General features: G+C 71.0%; 16 protein-coding genes and 2 pseudogenes. 11 read left to right on the forward strand and 7 right to left on the reverse strand.

Annotated elements, in window-relative coordinates; genetic code table 11:
* Window positions 1-375: 375 nt before the first annotated feature.
* The 3 genes from CHR28_RS36720 to CHR28_RS39080 form a co-directional block, all read right to left on the reverse strand.
* Window positions 376-543, reverse strand: coding sequence for a hypothetical protein (locus CHR28_RS36720; RefSeq protein ID WP_094058065.1), 168 nt, complete (start codon window positions 541-543; stop codon window positions 376-378).
* Between the two features lie 92 nt (window positions 544-635).
* Entirely contained in the window at window positions 636-929 is a 294-nt protein-coding gene (locus CHR28_RS36725) for a hypothetical protein (protein WP_094058066.1), read from the reverse strand.
* Window positions 930-985: 56 nt separating this feature from the next.
* Complete coding sequence (locus CHR28_RS39080; protein ID WP_094058067.1) at window positions 986-1,180, reverse strand: zinc ribbon domain-containing protein; 195 nt, start codon at window positions 1,178-1,180, stop codon at window positions 986-988.
* A gap of 291 nt (window positions 1,181-1,471) precedes the next feature.
* On the opposite strand from CHR28_RS39080, the gene CHR28_RS36735 reads away from it, so the two are divergent.
* The 3 genes and pseudogenes from CHR28_RS36735 to CHR28_RS37605 all read left to right on the forward strand — a co-directional run.
* Window positions 1,472-4,006 (forward strand): DEAD/DEAH box helicase, encoded by a 2,535-nt coding sequence (locus CHR28_RS36735; RefSeq protein WP_094058068.1) that lies wholly within the window; start codon window positions 1,472-1,474, stop codon window positions 4,004-4,006.
* Between the two features lie 889 nt (window positions 4,007-4,895).
* Window positions 4,896-5,087 carry a hypothetical protein gene (locus CHR28_RS36745; protein WP_094058070.1) on the forward strand — a complete coding sequence of 64 codons (192 nt, stop codon included), beginning with the start codon at window positions 4,896-4,898 and terminating at the stop codon, window positions 5,085-5,087.
* A gap of 56 nt (window positions 5,088-5,143) precedes the next feature.
* Window positions 5,144-5,293: pseudogene (locus CHR28_RS37605) on the forward strand (DUF475 domain-containing protein); the annotation flags it as partial.
* A gap of 73 nt (window positions 5,294-5,366) precedes the next feature.
* Here CHR28_RS37605 and CHR28_RS38030 read toward each other — a convergent pair.
* The 4 genes from CHR28_RS38030 to CHR28_RS36760 form a co-directional block, all read right to left on the reverse strand.
* The gene (locus tag CHR28_RS38030; protein ID WP_218829486.1) at window positions 5,367-5,507 is read right to left on the reverse strand and encodes a hypothetical protein; all 141 of its coding nucleotides are present in this window, start codon (window positions 5,505-5,507) and stop codon (window positions 5,367-5,369) included.
* A 42-nt stretch (window positions 5,508-5,549) separates the two neighbouring features.
* The gene (locus tag CHR28_RS36750) at window positions 5,550-6,005 is read right to left on the reverse strand and encodes a cupin domain-containing protein (protein ID WP_094058071.1); all 456 of its coding nucleotides are present in this window, start codon (window positions 6,003-6,005) and stop codon (window positions 5,550-5,552) included.
* Window positions 6,006-6,026: 21 nt separating this feature from the next.
* The gene (locus tag CHR28_RS36755; RefSeq protein WP_094058072.1) at window positions 6,027-7,397 is read right to left on the reverse strand and encodes an NAD-dependent succinate-semialdehyde dehydrogenase; all 1,371 of its coding nucleotides are present in this window, start codon (window positions 7,395-7,397) and stop codon (window positions 6,027-6,029) included.
* A gap of 163 nt (window positions 7,398-7,560) precedes the next feature.
* Complete coding sequence (locus tag CHR28_RS36760) at window positions 7,561-8,856, reverse strand: CitMHS family transporter (RefSeq protein ID WP_094058073.1); 1,296 nt, start codon at window positions 8,854-8,856, stop codon at window positions 7,561-7,563.
* Window positions 8,857-9,230: 374 nt separating this feature from the next.
* Between CHR28_RS36760 and CHR28_RS36765 the strand changes: the two genes are divergently transcribed.
* The 8 genes and pseudogenes from CHR28_RS36765 to CHR28_RS39090 form a co-directional block, all read left to right on the forward strand.
* Window positions 9,231-9,944 carry a FadR/GntR family transcriptional regulator gene (locus CHR28_RS36765; RefSeq protein ID WP_094058074.1) on the forward strand — a complete coding sequence of 238 codons (714 nt, stop codon included), beginning with the start codon at window positions 9,231-9,233 and terminating at the stop codon, window positions 9,942-9,944.
* 240 nt (window positions 9,945-10,184) lie between these two features.
* Complete coding sequence (locus tag CHR28_RS36770; RefSeq protein ID WP_094058075.1) at window positions 10,185-10,877, forward strand: aspartate/glutamate racemase family protein; 693 nt, start codon at window positions 10,185-10,187, stop codon at window positions 10,875-10,877.
* Window positions 10,874-11,710, forward strand: a complete 837-nt coding sequence (locus tag CHR28_RS36775; RefSeq protein ID WP_256984609.1) for a sugar phosphate isomerase/epimerase family protein — start codon at window positions 10,874-10,876, stop codon at window positions 11,708-11,710. The genes CHR28_RS36770 and CHR28_RS36775 overlap by 4 nt, the downstream gene beginning before the upstream one ends.
* Before the next feature lie 41 nt (window positions 11,711-11,751).
* Entirely contained in the window at window positions 11,752-12,834 is a 1,083-nt protein-coding gene (locus CHR28_RS36780; protein WP_179272702.1) for an isocitrate/isopropylmalate dehydrogenase family protein, read from the forward strand.
* Between the two features lie 85 nt (window positions 12,835-12,919).
* Window positions 12,920-14,194 carry a 3-oxo-tetronate kinase gene (gene otnK / locus CHR28_RS36785; RefSeq protein WP_094058076.1) on the forward strand — a complete coding sequence of 425 codons (1,275 nt, stop codon included), beginning with the start codon at window positions 12,920-12,922 and terminating at the stop codon, window positions 14,192-14,194.
* A complete protein-coding gene (gene otnC, locus CHR28_RS36790) occupies window positions 14,191-14,835 on the forward strand; it encodes a 3-oxo-tetronate 4-phosphate decarboxylase (protein WP_094058077.1) in 645 nt (214 codons plus the stop codon). The genes otnK and otnC overlap by 4 nt, the downstream gene beginning before the upstream one ends.
* Before the next feature lie 50 nt (window positions 14,836-14,885).
* Complete coding sequence (gene rraA, locus CHR28_RS36795) at window positions 14,886-15,377, forward strand: ribonuclease E activity regulator RraA (RefSeq protein ID WP_094058078.1); 492 nt, start codon at window positions 14,886-14,888, stop codon at window positions 15,375-15,377.
* Between the two features lie 3 nt (window positions 15,378-15,380).
* Window positions 15,381-15,539: pseudogene (locus CHR28_RS39090) on the forward strand (DUF475 domain-containing protein); the annotation flags it as partial.

Genomic DNA, 15,539 nt, shown 5'->3' on the forward strand with positions numbered 1-15,539 from the left:
CCCGCGGAGCGGGTCCCTTCGGGCTGCGCCCGAAGCAAGCGAACACCCGTGCTGCGCACGGGTGTTGCGCTCCCGCTCCGCGGGAGCGCTGGCGGGTGGCTGCGCCACCCGCACAACCGTGGTGCTGCGCACCACGGTTGATGGTCCGTTCGCTACGCTCCCGGACCGGCGGGACTCCGTCCCGTTACCAGGCTTCCGCTGCGCTCCAGCCTGGCCGGCGGGTCCGCTGCGCTCCCCCGCCTGACGGTCCTTCCAGCTGCGCCTCCAGGACCGTTGGGCGCGCTGGTGCGGGCCCAGCTGGCTGCGAAAAGGGGTGGGTCCCGTGGCTCGGCGGCCTGAAGTGACGGTCTGTCACCGCAGGCCGCCGGCACGAGGTCAGCGTCTGCGGGCCCAGCCAGCACCGACTCCGGCCACATGCAAAGCAAGAGCCGTCAGCCCCAGCAGCATGACGTTCGTCGAAGAAAACACATCGTTGGTACTGATATCAGCCGCATTGATCAAAAACGCAAAGAAGAACAGCACTGCCGCAACTATGCCAAGCATGACGAGCTCCTTCCACAAAGGGGGTGGAGCCCGTATGCCCGGCTATCGCTCCCGCAGACGCCGGGTGCTCCAGACCCTACGCCCGCGGTAAGTCAGGCGTGCGCATGGCGTGGCCGGGTCGCCCGCCCTGGTGCGGCGTGGCGCGCGGGTTCGGCCGAGCTCGTGATCTGGAGACGCTGGATCCATATGGAGGATGTGAGCAGCAGGCCGGTGAAGATGGCCAGGAGGAGGGCGGATACCCACATCTGCCGGCTTCCGGGAGTCTGCCAGCCGGTCCAGGCGGTCAATGCCGCCCGCACCAGGACGCCCACCGCGTAGAAGGCGCGGACCCGGCGCAGCTGCCGCACGGCCCGCAGGGACAGGATGCGATCAGTCGTGGATGCCATGCCGGCCCGTGTACCCCCGCGCACGCTGTTCAGCGGCTGGGTTCGCCCTGTTTCGCTTACCTGTGCTCTTGCTGCTGGCTGCGTTCTTCGAAGTCACGCCGTATGGCTGCCCCTTGGTCTTCGACGAGTCCTGCACTGTCCGGGAGGTCCAAGACGGCACCGCAGCGGCTGCATAGTTTCCCGTCTTCGGCGGGCGTGCCGCAGGCCTTGCAGAACCGGTTGCCTTGGTGGTTATCGGTCTTCTGTGTCATGGTCTCTCCCGGATGGTGAGCAGTGATGACTGCGGAGTACCCGTGACGTCCGTGTCGATTCTCTGAGGTACCTGCTTCATTTTTGATCTGCGATAGACTCTGGAATCAGATGGCTCCATGGCTGTGAGGTGTGTGGGCCGCGCGAAGGGTGGCGCGCTGTGTCCGCATCGGGGGCGTGGAACTGATGCCGCAGCGGGATGTTGTGGCCCAACGACTGGTGACTGCAGGCTGGTTGATGGCTTTCCGCTGTGTCAGAGCTGTCGTACGGGCCGCGGGAGAGGGCGGACTGAAATGACGGTGAAAGCACTCCGTCCTCATCAGCGAGAAGCCGTGGACGCCGTACTCCGGGCACTTGAATTGCCCGCACGATCCACTGTGCCGGAGCGGGGTCTGCGCACTCAGGTGGTCATGGCAACCGGATCGGGCAAGACCCTCGTCGCCGTGCGCAGCGCGGAGGAGCTGCGGGCGGGTCGAGTGCTGGTGCTCGTGCCCTCGCTGGACCTGCTGGCGCAGACCGAGGCTGCCTGGCGCGAGGGCGGGCGTACGGGGCCGATGATCGGGGTGTCGTCCCTGCGGGGCGAGGATGTGTCCTTCCCCAACACCACGGACGTGGAGGAGCTGGTCGACTGGGTGCGGCCCTTCGACAAGGTCACCGTGTTCGCCACGTACGCCTCCCTCGGACTGGGCACGCTGGAGCGCGCACACAAGGCCGGCCTCCCAGCGTGGGACCTGATCGTGGTCGACGAGGCGCACCGAACTTCGGGTCGGGTTGGCAAGCCGTGGGCGGTTGTTCACGACAACACCCGCATCCCCGCCCTGCGCCGTCTGTACATGACCGCGACGCCCCGCCTGTGGCAGCTGGACGAGGACTCCGAGGGCGCGCCGGGCGAGCTGGTGGCGAGCATGGAAGACGACCCGGACAGTCCCTTCGGCAGCAGGGCGTACACGCTGACCTTGTCGGAGGCGATCGACCGGGGAATTTGTGCCCCCTACCAGGTGGTGTGTGTGGACATCGCCGACACTCAGCTCCAGGCCGCGCAGCTCCTGGGTGCTGAGGGCCGCTCGGACGAGGTCCGTGGGGCCCGGCTCGCCGCGCTGCAGACCGCGCTGCTCAAGGCGTCCTCGGAGGGGAACTTCCGGCGCACGCTCGTCTTCCACCACCAGGTGCGTGAGGCCGAGGCGTTCGCGGCCGGTCTCCCCGATGTCGCTGCGCGGCTGCACGCTGCGGACCCCGAGCTGTACCCCCGCACGATCTGGGCGGACTGGCTGTGCGGCGACCACAAGCCGGGCCATCGGCGCCGGGTGTTGGGCGAGTTCGCGTCCGGAATCGCCACGGACGGCACGGTGGTGGAGAAGGGCTTCCTGGGCTCGGTGAAGGTCCTCGGGGAGGGCGTCGACACCAAGAACTGCGACTCCGTCTACTTCGCCGACGTGCGCGGCTCGATGCCCGACCTCGTCCAGGCCGTCGGCCGGGCGCTGCGCATGCAGCCGGGCGGGGGGAAGGTGGCCAGCCTGGTCGTACCGGTTCTGCTGGGGCCGGGCGAGACGGCGGACAACATGCTCACCTCCAGGGCGTTCGGCGGGCTCGCGAAGCTCCTGGAGGCGCTCAGGGCGCACGATGCCCGGGTGGTGGAGCAGCTCCCCGAGCAGCAGGCGCAGAGCCGTGTCAGGGGGGTTCAGAGCCGCAGCGGGGGCCAGGAGAGCCGGGGCGAGGGCAACGGGTCCGGCGGGCCGTCGACGTCCGCTCGCCAGCTGCTGAAGTTCTCCACGCCGCGGGATCCGGCGCAGCTGGCGGCGTTCATCAACCTGCGGGTTCTCAACCCGGAGCACGAGCACTGGAGGCGCGGGGTGGAGGCGGCTGTCATCTACGTCCGCGAGCACGGTGATCTGAAGGTGCCGTTCACGTTCCGGGTGCCCGGCCGCGATGACCAAGAGGCCGAAGGCGAGGGGTGGCCGGCCGCGCTGGCCGATTTCCCGCTGGGGCAGTGGATTGCCGATGCCAGGCGGTTCTACGCCCGCGGGGACATGGACGAGGGCCGCGTCGAGCAGCTGGAGAAGCTGGGCATGGTCTGGAGCCACTTCGACGTCGCGTGGGAGGAAGGTCTCGCGGCGGCGCGCGGGTGGGCGGCTGAGGCGGGCCACCTCCTGGCGCCGCTGGACGCCACGTACCAGGGCTACCGGGTGGGCATCTGGTTGAAGAACGCGCGGGCTGCCGCTCGGAAGGCGCAGGTGATCGAGCAGCGGCGTGCCGGGGGCCTGCCGGTGGAGTCGGCGGCCGGGGCGCTGTCGGACGAACGGCGCGAGCAGCTCGAGGACATCGACCCCTCATGGTGCCCGGCCTGGCCGGTGGAGTGGCAGCGCTGCTTCCACCTCGTCCGGCTGCACCTGGAGGCCGGCGGCGAACTGCCGACCGAGCCCGGCGAGGTCGTGCACCAGGGTGAGGACCTCGGACGGTGGGTGCGCTCGGTCCGGCTCGGGTGGGACAAGCTCAGCACCGTGCAGCAGTGGATGTGTGAGCAGGTCCTTGGGATCGAGCCCGCGGCCGAGGACGAGAAGCCGCCCCTGCGCCGTACGCAGGCCGATAAGTGGGCGATGAACTACGAGGCTGCCAAGCAGTTCTTCGAGCGTGAGGGGCACCTTCGGGTGCCGAGGAAGCACGTCGAGTGGATCGCCGTCGGCGGCGATGTGAGTGGCGGCAGCGGCGAGAAGCAGGAGGTTCGGGAGCTTGGCCTTGGTGCATGGATCGGGAATCAGCGCAGCCGGGCCGCGACGCTGTCTCCGGAGCGGGTGGAGCTGCTGTCCGCGATCGGGATGCGATGGACGTGACAGACGTCGCCGTCACCGCGGTCGTCGCGCTCGCGGCCGGCTATCTGCTCGGACGGCTGCGTCCGTGGCGTCGCCTGGGCGACTAGGCAGCCGCGCCAGAAGGGCCTCAGGCCTACGGCTTCCCGGGGTCGACGTCGCGCTCTACACCACGGCGTGCGTCGACGCGATCGACTGGGAGCAGCTGTGCGCGGTGAAGAAAGGCCGTCGCTCCCCGCTCGCTGCGCTGGCGAAGCAGGCCGCCCCGGCCTGACCCGGGACGACGACGCCGTGCGGCAGGCCGTCGTCGACACCTGGTCCACGTCGTCACCGCGCCGCACACCATCTGGCGCATCATGCGCACCCCAGCCACCCAGGCGCCAGCGCCGAAGCCCGTACGCGATCCGGAATGGGTCGCCCACCACACCCGGGCAGACAGGGGAGGCACCGCGTGAGTACCGAGCAGCACGACGCGACGCGTACGGCCGGGAGCCGGCCCGCATCAGCCACCACCAGCACGAGGCCACCGAGGCGCGGTTCACCGTGTTCCAGGCCCTGGCCGCCGCGGAATCGGACACGAGCAGGCCGACGGCTCGTGTCGAAGCTGGAGGCTGGGGCGGTGGCGGCGCCCACACCTGGATCTCCGAGAGCAGCGCCCCGCACGGATCCGAGCAGCACTTCCGGGACGGCTGGCACGCAGGAGTCCGCGGCGTCGCCACCTTCCTGCTGCGCTTCGCCGACGCCACCGCCGCCACCGGACGCGGCCGCGCCGCCTCCAGCGCGCGTTGGTCGCCCACCTCCAGCAGCCCGCCTCCCCCGCCCCGCAGAAGGCTTCGGTGGAGGACCCGGGCCCCGGCTCTGACACTGGACGCGAAGGACGTCCTGGCGGCCGCGGAACGCTTCCGGTGGGCCCTTGGCCGCACCGGGCGAGCAGCACTGGCCGGACGGGGCGTTCCTGGACGTCGCGCTGAGCGCGGTGCGCACCGAGGAACGCCAGGGGTGCATCGAGCGCCTGGAGGCTTTCGTGGAGCAGCACCGCGCACGCCTGGAGGAGCTGCTGCACGCGTACGGGCCGGGCAGCAGGCCCGCCTCGCACGGCCGGTAACGCGCCGACCTCGAGTTCGCGTGGGGAGAGCGCGCATCCGCCTCAGCCCGGAACCAGCAGAGGGGCCGGACAGGGTGATCCTGCGGGTCACCATCCAGTACGAGATCCTCACCGGCCTCATCGGAGTCGTCCTCATCGGCGCCTGCTTCTGGTCCTGCGTCCGCCGCAACCGCGGCCTCACGGCGGCCGGGGGAAAGCGACGATGAGCAGCCGAAGACGGCTTCCGTGGCCTTACGGCACCGATGCCGCTGTCCGCGGGGCCCCGAGGTGAAGACCTGGTCAGCTACCCCGATTCCCACCGGCCTGCATTCGCATTTGATTGTCAGCGGTGACCGTCAAGGCAAGAGCCTTCGCGACGGCCTCTTCGAACTCCTTCTCCTGTCCCGGGTGGATCTCGGTCTGGGCGATCTCGGTGATCACGGGGGCTTCCTTCCTGGTGTCAGCCGTTGTTCTGGCCTGGAGTCAGCTGTTGCTCCGGGCCGCCTTGTCGTGCTCGGCGTCGACCCGTGCGGTGATGCCCGTCTCCACGAGGGTGCGAGTGGCGTCGACGGAGGCGTAGATCCACAGGATGCGCATGGGCTCGGTGGCGGAGGCGTTGCGGAACCGGTGGGGCACGCCTGCGGGGACGTAGGTGGTGTCGAAGCGCGTGACGTGGTGTTCGGTGCCATCGATCTCCACGATGGCGTCGCCTTCGAGGATGGTCACGCTCTCCGGGCAGTTGTGGGTGTGCAGGGCGATGCCCGCTCCTCCGTCGAAGAGCGTCTGGCCGGTGAGGAAGATTTCGGCGCCGGCCGTCCTGGTGACCAGGGGGATGGTACGGGCGCCGCCTCCGCGGCTGTAGGCGGGCAGTTCGGTCGGGCGCAGCACTGCAGGCGGGAAGTAGGTGAAGCAGGGCTCGTCGGTTGAGTGGTGGTGCATGGTGTCTCCGAGTGGGGTGGTTTAGGTGGCCGGACCGATCCAGACGGTCTTGGTGCTGACGAACTCCCGGATGCCCTCGGCGCCGAGTTCACGGCCGTAACCGGACTTCTTGATTCCACCGAAGGGCAGGCAGGGGTCGGAGGCGACCATGCCGTTGACGAAGACGGCGCCGGCGTCGAGGAGGCGGGTGAGCCTGCGGGCCCGGTCGAGGTCACTCGTCCACAGGGCGGCGCCGAGGCCGTACTCGGTCCGGTTCGCCAGGGTGATCGCCTGGTCGGCGTCGGCGACGCGGGTGATGGCCGCGACAGGGCCGAAGGTCTCCTCGTCGAAGGCAGCCATGCCGGGGCGCACGTGGTCGAGGACGGTGGGCGGGTAGTAGCAGCCCGGGCCGTCGGGGACCTGGCCGCCGAGGATGAGGCGGGCGCCGGCGTCTATGGTGCGGCGGACCTGGTGGTGCAGGGTGTCGCGTAGGGTCGCGCGGGCCATCGGGCCGATCGAGGTCTCGGGGTCGGTCGGGTCACCGACTTTCAGTTCTGCGGCGGCGGCTGTGAAGGCCGCCACGAACGCGTCGGCCACGGCCTCTTCGACGATGAAGCGCTTGGCGTTGACGCAGGACTGGCCGGCGTTGATGTATCGGGCCTTGACGGCGGTGGCGGCTGCGGCCTTGGGGTCGGCGTCGGCGAGGACGATGAAGGGGTCGGAACCGCCGAGTTCGAGGACCTGCTTCTTCAGTACGGCGGCGGCCTGGGCGGCGACGATCGCGCCGACCTCGGTGGAACCGGTGAGGGTGACGGCGGCGACACGGGGATCTGCGATGATCTTGGCGACTTGGTCGACCTCGATGAGCAGGGTGCGGCACAGGCCCTCGGGGGCGCCGGCCTTGCGGAGGACCTCTTCGACGGCGAGGGCGCACTGCGGGACGTTGTTGGCGTGCTTGAGCAGGGTCCCGTTGCCGGCTGCGAGGGCGGGGGCGGCGAAGCGGAAGAACTGCCAGAAGGGGTAGTTCCACGGCATCACGGCGAGGACCACGCCCAGCGGGTCGTAGACGACGGCGCTCTCGGCGGCGTCGGAGGCCACGAGCCGGTCGGCGAGCTGCCCGGGTGCATGCTGGGCGTAGTACTCGCAGGTCATTGCGCATTTCTCGATCTCGGCGCGTGCCTCGGTGGTCGGCTTGCCCATTTCCGCGGTGATGAGCGCCGCGTAGCCGGTCTTGCCCTCGCGCAGGACGCGGGCCATCTGTCGCAGCAGGTGCACGCGGTCGGTGACGTCGCGCCGGCGCCAGGTGGTCTGCGCCGAGGCTGCCGCGTCGAGGATGTCGTCGACCTCCTGGGGCGACTGGGCGCGGTAGCGGGCGAGTTCGGTGCCGGTGGCCGGGTCGGTGGAAACGATCATCAGGCGTTGTCTCCGGTTGTGCTCGACGGTCGGCGGATCTCGGCGGTGCTCGGATCGCTGACGATGTCGTGGGGAGGGACGGGGGCTGTCCGGGGTTGTGCCGACCGCACATGGTGGCGGCGGCTCGCCGGACGCGAGGTAACCGGCGGGATGTCGCGTCGGCTCAGGTGAGGCTGATGGCTCCGGTGACGACGGCGAAGGCGATGTAGGCGAGGGAGACGAGGACGCCCCAGCGCAGGGCGTGCTTTTGGAAGTCGCCGAGTTCCGCCTTGACCAGGCCGAGGAGGACCCACAGGGGCGCGCTGGTGGGGCCCATCATGTGCAGGATCTGGCCGATGGCGCCGGCCCGGGCGATCTCGTTGGCGGGGATGCCGTAGTGGGCGGCGGATTCGGCGAGGACGGGGACCACGCCGAACCAGTAGGCGTCGTTGGACATGAAGAAGCCGAGAGGCAGGGCGAGGATCGCGGTGAACAGCGGGATGATGTTGCCCCAGCCGTCGGGGACGACGGCGAGGGCCGCGTCGGCCATGGCCTTGATCATGCCGGAGTCGGTCATGATGCCGGTGAAGACGCCGGCGGCCAGGACGAGGATCATCACGGGCACGGCGTTGGCTGCCTGGCGCTTGATGAGGTCCTGCTGGTCGCCGATGGCACGGATGTTGACGAGCAGGGCGATGACGAACGCCACCATGAACAGCACCAGCAGGTCGGCGACCTCGGCGATGAGCAGCACCATCAGCAGCAGGGTGAGGGCGGCGTTGAACCACATGCGCCAGTCGGCCTTGACCGGCTCGAACGCCTCACCGGAGGCGATCTCCAGCTTGTAGGCGGCGAGCTTTTCGGGGTCGAGCTTGCTGCGTTCGCGCAGGCCGAGCCAGTAGGCGACGGCGACGATGGCCAGGCTGGTCAGGGCCATGGGGCCGATCATGTGGACGAAGTACTCGGTGGCGCTCAGGTGCAGGACGCTGATGCCACGGGTGGCCGCTCCGCCCCAGGGGGTGGTGCCGGAGATGGTGCCCAGCGCCATGGCCGCCAGTGTGGCGAGGATGAGGGGGTTGATGCCCAGGCGCCGGTAGATGGGCAGGAACGCCGAGCAGACGATCATGTAGCTGGTGGTGCCGTCGCCGTCGAGTGCGACCACGAGGGAGAGCACGGCGGTGCCGACCACGATGCGCACCGGGTCGCCTTTGGAGGCGCGGACGATGGCCTGGACTATGGGCTCGAAGAGCTTGCACTCCATCATCAGGCCGAAGTAGAGGACGGCGAACAGCAGCAGCGCCGCGGTGGGCGCGACGGTCTCCAGACCGTTCATGATCATGTCGCCGAGTTTGCTCCCCTTGCCCGCGATGACGGCGGCGGCGATGGGGGTGAGCATGATGGCGGTGAACGCGGAGAGGTACTTCCGCATCACGAGCAGCATGAAGCTGCCCAGGGTGACGAAGCCGAGGACGGCGAGCATCGTTGCTCCTTGCTCCTGGGGGCAGGACTGAGGGCCGCCGGTCGGGCAGCGGCACGTTAGGCGCGGAAGGTCAGTGCGTGTCGGTTCGGGGGGCGACCGGCAGCGCACTCACGGCCGTACTCGGCTGGTGCGTCGGGTCGGTCATGGTACGTGCGGCTCCTGTACGGCGGCTCGGCGGGCGCACGGCCGGGGTGAGGGGGGAAGGCCCGGTGGGGGAAGACAGGGTGCGCCTGGCATGGCTGGGGCATCCGGCGGCGGCCGGCACGGGAAGGGCGGGTGGCTTGACCCCGCCCACTTCCGGACAACCGGTTTACCGGATTGCCGGTAGGTAACTAGAATCCGGCCATCGCGTCAATACCGAAGTGAGGAATTCGATGGCCGAACTCGCCAGGATCACGGTCGAGCCGCGTGAGCCACTGGCCGCCGAGGTCTCCCGCCGACTGATCGACTACCTGATGTCCGGCGAGGTGCAGCCCGGCGACCGCATCCCGTCGGAGCGGCAGCTGACCGAGATGCTCGGGGTCAACCGGCCCACCGTGCGCGAGGCGATCAAGTCGCTGGGCTTCCTCGGCCTGCTGGAGATCCGCCAGTCCAGCGGCACGTACTTCCGCGGCACCGACTCCGACGTGCTCTACCGGCTCTTCGAACTGGGGCTGGTGCTCGGCGAGCGGGGCGCGCGGGACATGGTCCAGGCCCGTGCGGAGCTGGAGGTGATCGTTGCCGGACTGGCGGCGCAGGCGCGCGACGAGGCGGGCGTCGAACTGCTGCGGACCCGGCTGGCGGCGATGCGCGAGTGCCCGGACGAGGAGTTCCCGGAGGCGGACACCGCCTTCCACGCCGCCCTCGGCGAGCTGGCCGGCAACACGGTGCTGCGGGACATGCTCAAGGGCATGCGGGCGATGATCCAGCGCGGCTGGGTGGAGCGCACGGGGGCGGTCCGCTCCCGCAAGGTGGCCTACGACGACCACGTCCCGATCTTCGAGGCGGTCGCGAGCGGCGATGCCCAGGCCGCCCGTTCCGCGATGGCCCGGCACATGGACGGCGCGTCCCGGCGCCTGATGCAGGCGCTCGAACAGCGCGAGGGATAGCGGTCGGCGCGAGGGGCCGGACAGGAACCGGCACCTCGCGGCCCACCCATAGACACAACCGGTTGACCGGTTAACCGGTTCGGCCTACAGTTGCGGCGCGGCATCACGACACCACCCCTGCCGCCCCCCATCTCGGGCCCGCGCTTCCCGCCGTCAGGAAACACGCTCCGCAACGGCTACAGGCAGGCCCCGGTCGGGACCCTTGCCGGTCCCCGCCTACCGGAAGAGGTAAGAACCCCGGTGATCGAATCCCCTCCCCTGGTCGCCATGATCCACGCCGTGCCGGCCGCTCACCGCATCGCCCAGGACGCGTTCGCCCAGGAGTTCCCGCAGGCCACGGTCTGGAACGTGCTGGACGACCGCCTGCTGGAGGACGCCGCCGAGGCCGGCGGTCTCACCGACGCACTGCGCCGGCGCATGCTCCGGCTGATCGCCCACGTCATGGACGGCGGCGCCCGGGGCCTGCTGCTGACCTGCTCCTCCTACGGAGAGGTGGTGGACACCGCCCGCATGCTGTGGGACGTGCCGGTGCTGAAATCGGACGAGTCGATGTTCAAGACCGCCCTGGCCGGCCCGTACCGGCGAATCGCCGTCGTCGCCTCCGCCCCGCCGGCCGTACCGGCTGCCGTGGCCCAGCTCGAAGCGCTCGTCCCAGCCATGCGCCCGGACCGGCCGGTCGACGTCGTGACCGCCCTGAGCGAGAAGGCCGCCGGAGCCGACCCCAAGGAGGCGGCCGGGCACTTGGCGGACGCCCTGCGCACGGCCGGTGGCACCGACGCCGACGCAGTGCTCCTGGCGCAGTACTCGCTCACCCCGGCCCGCGACGCCCTGGCGGCTCTGCTCGGTGTACCGGTCCTGGACGGCGCCGGCGCGGCCGCCCGTGAACTGCGCGGCCTGCTCACCCCGGCCGGGACAGCGGCGGCCGCGCCGTGACCGCGGGCCTGCCCTGGCCGCTGGCCTACACCGTCTCCGGCACCGACTGCGTCTCCCCCATGCCGCTCGGCCACTCCGCCCCGCTCGCCGAAGCCGTCCGTGACCTGGCCGAACTCGGCTACGACGGGGTAGAGGTACAGGTCCGCGAGACCGGCGCACACGACGCCGAGACGCTGGCCAGGACCGTCGAGGCCGCCGGCCTGAAGGTCCTGGGCATCGGCACCGGACCGGTCGCCGCGCAGGACCGGCTGACGCTGACCGACCCGTCGTCCGATGTCCGCCGGCACGCCCTGTCCCGGCTGCTCGGCGCGGCCCGCCTCGCCGGAGAGCTGGGGGTTCCGGTCACCCTCGGCCAGACCCGCGGCACCTTCCTGCCCGGTCTGGAGGACATGCAGCAGGTATGGGCCGAGCGCACGGTGAAGCAACTGGCCAAGGAGGCCGCCGCGTGCGGCAGCCGACTGCTGCTGGAGCCGCAGTCGCGCGCCACCACCTCGCTGTGGCACACCCCGGCCGAAGCCCTCGCCTTCATCGATTCGTTCGATGCCCCGGCCGGGCTGGTGCTGGACACCCATCACCTCGACGCCGAAGGCGTCGAGACGGTAGGGGCCGTCACCGACCACGCCCGGGTCACCGGCTGCCTCCAGCTCGCCGCCGACTCGACCCGCGGCCCCCTGACCGTCGGAGATCCCCGGCTGCCCGCCCTGCTCACCACCCTGCGCACCGGCGGCTTCACCGGCTGGCTGACGCTGGAGCACTCCCAGGACGGCGACAGCACCAAGGCCGCCGCCCGCTCCTGGACCGCCCTCGCCGACGCGGCAGCCGTCCTGTCCTGACCCCCCTCCCCCACCCCACTGTTCTGAGAGGAACCCGCACCATGAGCAGCAAGACCTACCGCCTCGGCGTCCTCGAGGGCGACGGCATCGGCCCCGAGATCGTCCCCTCCTCCGTCGAGATCGCCACCGCCGCCGCGCAGGCCGCCGGCGTCTCGATCGACTGGGTGACCCTGCCGCTCGGCGCCTCCGCCATCGAGACCCACGCCACCCCCGTCCCCGAGGAGACCAAGGACGCGCTCGCCGCGCTGGACGGCTGGTACCTCGGCCCGCACGACTCCGTCAGCTACCCCGAGCCGCACAAGTCCGCCCTCAACCCCTCGGGCACCCTGCGCAAGCACTTCCAGCTCTTCGCCAACATCCGCCCCGCCAAGTCCTTCCCCGGCGCGAAGGCGATCTGCGGCAACGCCGACCTCGTCATCGTCCGCGAGAACACCGAGGGCTTCTACGCCGACCGCAACACCTACGCCGGCACCGGCGAGTTCATGCCCACCCCCGACACGGCGATCATGCTGGGCATCATCACCCGCGAGGCCACCGAGCGCGTCGCCCGCGTCGCCTTCGACCTGGCCCGCTCGCGCCGCAAGAAGCTCACCATCGTCCACAAGGCCAACGTCCTCAAGCTCACCACCGGCCTGTTCCGCACCGTGTGCCAGGAAGTCGCCAAGGACTACCCGGACGTGGCGGTGGACGACTTCCACATCGACGCCATGACCGTCCACCTGGTGCGCCGCGCCCAGGACTTCGACGTCATCGTCACCGAGAACATGTTCGGCGACATCCTCTCCGACCTGGCCGGGGAGATCTCCGGCTCGCTGGGCACCGCCCCGTCCATCAACTCCTCCGCCACCGCCGCCATGGCCCAGGCCTCTCACGGCTCGGCCCCCGACATCGCCGGGCAGAACGTCGCCAACCCGGTCGCCATGATCCTCTCCGGCGCCATGCTGTTCGAGTGGCTCGCCGCCAAGCACGGCGACGACAGGCTCGCCACCGTCGCGAAGACCATCGAGAAGGGCGTGGCCGACGCCATCGCCGCCGGCACCTCCACCCGCGACCTCGGCGGCTCCGCCTCCACCACGGAGTTCACCGCCGCCGTCGTCAAGGCCATCGGCGCCGGCCGGAGCTGAGCCGCCCGCTCCGGGGCGGGTGCCTAGGCCGCCCGCCCCGGTCCGCCTCCCGTACATCCGCACGCCCGAGGAGAGACCCCCGACCATGACCCTGCGCATCGGCTGCATAGCCGACGACTTCACCGGCGGCACCGACGTCGCCGCCGCCTTCCGGCGCGCGGGCCTGCGCACCGCCCTGGTCTTCGGTACCCCGGACGACACCACCGTGCTCCCGGCGGACTGCGACGCCGCCGTCATCGCCCTCAAGTCCCGCTCCACGCCCGCCGACGAGGCGGTCACCGGCTCACTGGCCGCCCAGCGCTGGCTGTGGTCCGAGGGAGCAGCCCAGATCTACTTCAAGTACTGCTCCACCTTCGACTCCACCCCGCACGGCAACATCGGCCCGGTCGCCGACGCCCTCCTGCACGCCGCCGGCGCCACGGTCACCCTGCACTGCCCGGCCTCCCCGCCCAACGGCCGCACCGTCTACCAGGGGCACCTCTTCGTCCACGACCAGCTGCTGTCCGACTCCCCGCTGCGCCACCACCCCCTCAACCCCATGACGGACTCCGCCCTGGTGCGCCTGCTGTCCGCGCAGACCCGCCACCGGGTGGGCCTGATCGACTGGACCACCGTGCGCCGCGGCACCGAGGCCGTGCGCGACGCCCTGAGCGCCCACCAGCAGGCCGGCGTCCGGCACGTCATCGCCGACGCCCTGACCGACGACGACCTCGCCGTACTCGGTGCCGCCACCCTCGAACTGCCGGTCGTCGCCGGCGCCGCCGGACTGGCCGAGGGCCTCGGGCACGCCTACCCCGCCGCCGGTCCGGCCACCGCCGAACCCTGGCCCGGCCAAGGCCGGGCCGCCGTCCTGGCAGGCAGCTGCTCAGCCCGCACACTCGAGCAGATCGCCCAGTTCTACGCCGCCGGCCTGCCCGCCCTCCACCTCGACGTCCTCGCCGCCGCCACCGGCCGCGACGTCACGGGTGAGGCGCTGGCCTGGTACGACGAACAGGACCCGGTCCTGCCCGTGCTGATCTACGCCTCCGCCTCACCCGAGGAACTCGCCGCCGTGCAAGCCCAGTTGGGCGTCGCCGAAGCAGCAGCCCAAGTCGAGGAACTGCTCGGCACCCTCGCCTCCCGCCTCGCCGAACGCGGCGTGCGACGCCTGCTCGTCGCCGGCGGGGAGACCTCGGGCGCCGTCACCACCGCCCTCGGTATCCGCGCCGTCCTCGTCGGCGAGGAAGCCGACCCCGGCGTGCCCTGGACATACGCCACCACCGAACACGGCGACCTCGCCCTCATGCTCAAGTCCGGCAACTTCGGCGCCCCCGACCTGTTCACCCGCGCCCTGCACACAGCCACCGAGGAGCCCGGGTGACCGCCTACGCCGACGAGCCGACCGCCCGTTCCCTCCTCGTCCGTACCGCCCGCTCCCTCTTCACCCGCGGCCTGACCCACGGATCCACCGGAAACCTCTCCGTCCGCCTGGCCGACGGCAGCCTGCTGCTCACTCCCACCGGCTCCAGCCTCGGCACCGTCGAGGAGGATGAGCTGTCCCGCACCGACCTGAACGGCGCGCACCTGGAGGGTCCCCGTCCGACGAAGGAGGCGTTCCTGCACGCCGCCTTCTACCGGGCCAGGCCCGGCGCCCACGCGGTCGTGCACCTGCACTCCACCCACGCCGCCGCCGTCTCGTGCCTGCGCGATGTGGACAGCGCGAACGTGCTGCCGCCCCTCACCGCCTACTACGCCATGCGGGTCGGCACCCTCCCCCTGCTTCCCTACCACGCCCCCGGCGACAACTCGCTGGAACCGCTGGCCGAGTGGACCGCCCGCTCCCACCACGCCGTCCTCCTCGCCAACCACGGGCCCGTCGTCGCCGGCACCTCACTGGAACAGGCCGCCGACGCGATCGAGGAACTGGAGCAGACCGCCAAACTCCACCTCCTCCTGCGCGGACACGCCACCCGTCCGCTCACCCCCGAACAGGCTGCCGCGCTCGCACCCCCATCCCCCTGACGGCCGGATGAGCCGCGAGCGCGGCAGTCACCCAGCGAAGAAGGAGCCCCATGACAGTCACCCCCGTCCCCACCGCCGACCTCGTCGACCGATACGGCACCGACCTGCGCGTCTGCGACCTCCAGTTCGGCCAGTACGGAGCCCACCGCGGCTTCGCCGGCCCCGTCCGCACCGTCTCCTGCCACGAGGACAACGGCCTCCTGCGGGACCTCCTGCGCACCCCCGGCGACGGCGCCGTCCTCGTCGTCGACGGCGGCGGCTCCCTGCGCACCGCCCTGGTCGGCGACCTCATCGCCGGCGCCGCCCAGGACAACGGCTGGGCCGGGCTCGTCCTGCACGGCGCCGTCCGCGACAGCGCGACCCTGGCCGGTCTCCGCCTCGGCATCAAGGCGCTGGGCACCATCCCCCGCAAGAGCGCCAAGGACGCCGCAGGAAGCCTCGACGTGCCCGTCACCTTCGGCGGCGTCACCTTCCGCCCCGGCGACATCCTGCACGCCGACGACGACGGCATCGCCCTCCTCCCCCACGGGCCGGTGAGCTGACCGGTGATCCTCAAAACCTTCGGGTGGTCGTTCGCGGTCACCGCGCTCGGCCTGGTCGCAGCGGTCCTCTACGGAGGGTGGACCGCGTTCGGTGTCGTAGCGATCCTGTCCATCCTCGAGATCTCGCTGTCCTTCGACAACGCGGTGGTCAACGCCGGGATC

It is taken from the genome of Streptomyces sp. XY006, from assembly GCF_002237655.1.
GTDB lineage: Bacteria > Actinomycetota > Actinomycetes > Streptomycetales > Streptomycetaceae > Streptomyces > Streptomyces levis.

What these genes read in the sequence shown, in the direction of transcription:
- CHR28_RS36720 (WP_094058065.1), bottom strand. Translation starts at nt 543, where the DNA reads ATGCTTGGCATAGTTGCGGCAGTGCTGTTCTTCTTTGCGTTTTTGATC.
- CHR28_RS36725 (WP_094058066.1), bottom strand. Translation starts at nt 929, where the DNA reads ATGGCATCCACGACTGATCGCATCCTGTCCCTGCGGGCCGTGCGGCAG.
- CHR28_RS39080 (WP_094058067.1), bottom strand. Translation starts at nt 1,180, where the DNA reads ATGACACAGAAGACCGATAACCACCAAGGCAACCGGTTCTGCAAGGCC.
- CHR28_RS36735 (WP_094058068.1), top strand. Translation starts at nt 1,472, where the DNA reads ATGACGGTGAAAGCACTCCGTCCTCATCAGCGAGAAGCCGTGGACGCC.
- CHR28_RS36750 (WP_094058071.1), bottom strand. Translation starts at nt 6,005, where the DNA reads ATGCACCACCACTCAACCGACGAGCCCTGCTTCACCTACTTCCCGCCT.
- CHR28_RS36755 (WP_094058072.1), bottom strand. Translation starts at nt 7,397, where the DNA reads ATGATCGTTTCCACCGACCCGGCCACCGGCACCGAACTCGCCCGCTAC.
- CHR28_RS36760 (WP_094058073.1), bottom strand. Translation starts at nt 8,856, where the DNA reads ATGCTCGCCGTCCTCGGCTTCGTCACCCTGGGCAGCTTCATGCTGCTC.
- CHR28_RS36765 (WP_094058074.1), top strand. Translation starts at nt 9,231, where the DNA reads ATGGCCGAACTCGCCAGGATCACGGTCGAGCCGCGTGAGCCACTGGCC.
- CHR28_RS36780 (WP_179272702.1), top strand. Translation starts at nt 11,752, where the DNA reads ATGAGCAGCAAGACCTACCGCCTCGGCGTCCTCGAGGGCGACGGCATC.
- otnK (WP_094058076.1), top strand. Translation starts at nt 12,920, where the DNA reads ATGACCCTGCGCATCGGCTGCATAGCCGACGACTTCACCGGCGGCACC.
- rraA (WP_094058078.1), top strand. Translation starts at nt 14,886, where the DNA reads ATGACAGTCACCCCCGTCCCCACCGCCGACCTCGTCGACCGATACGGC.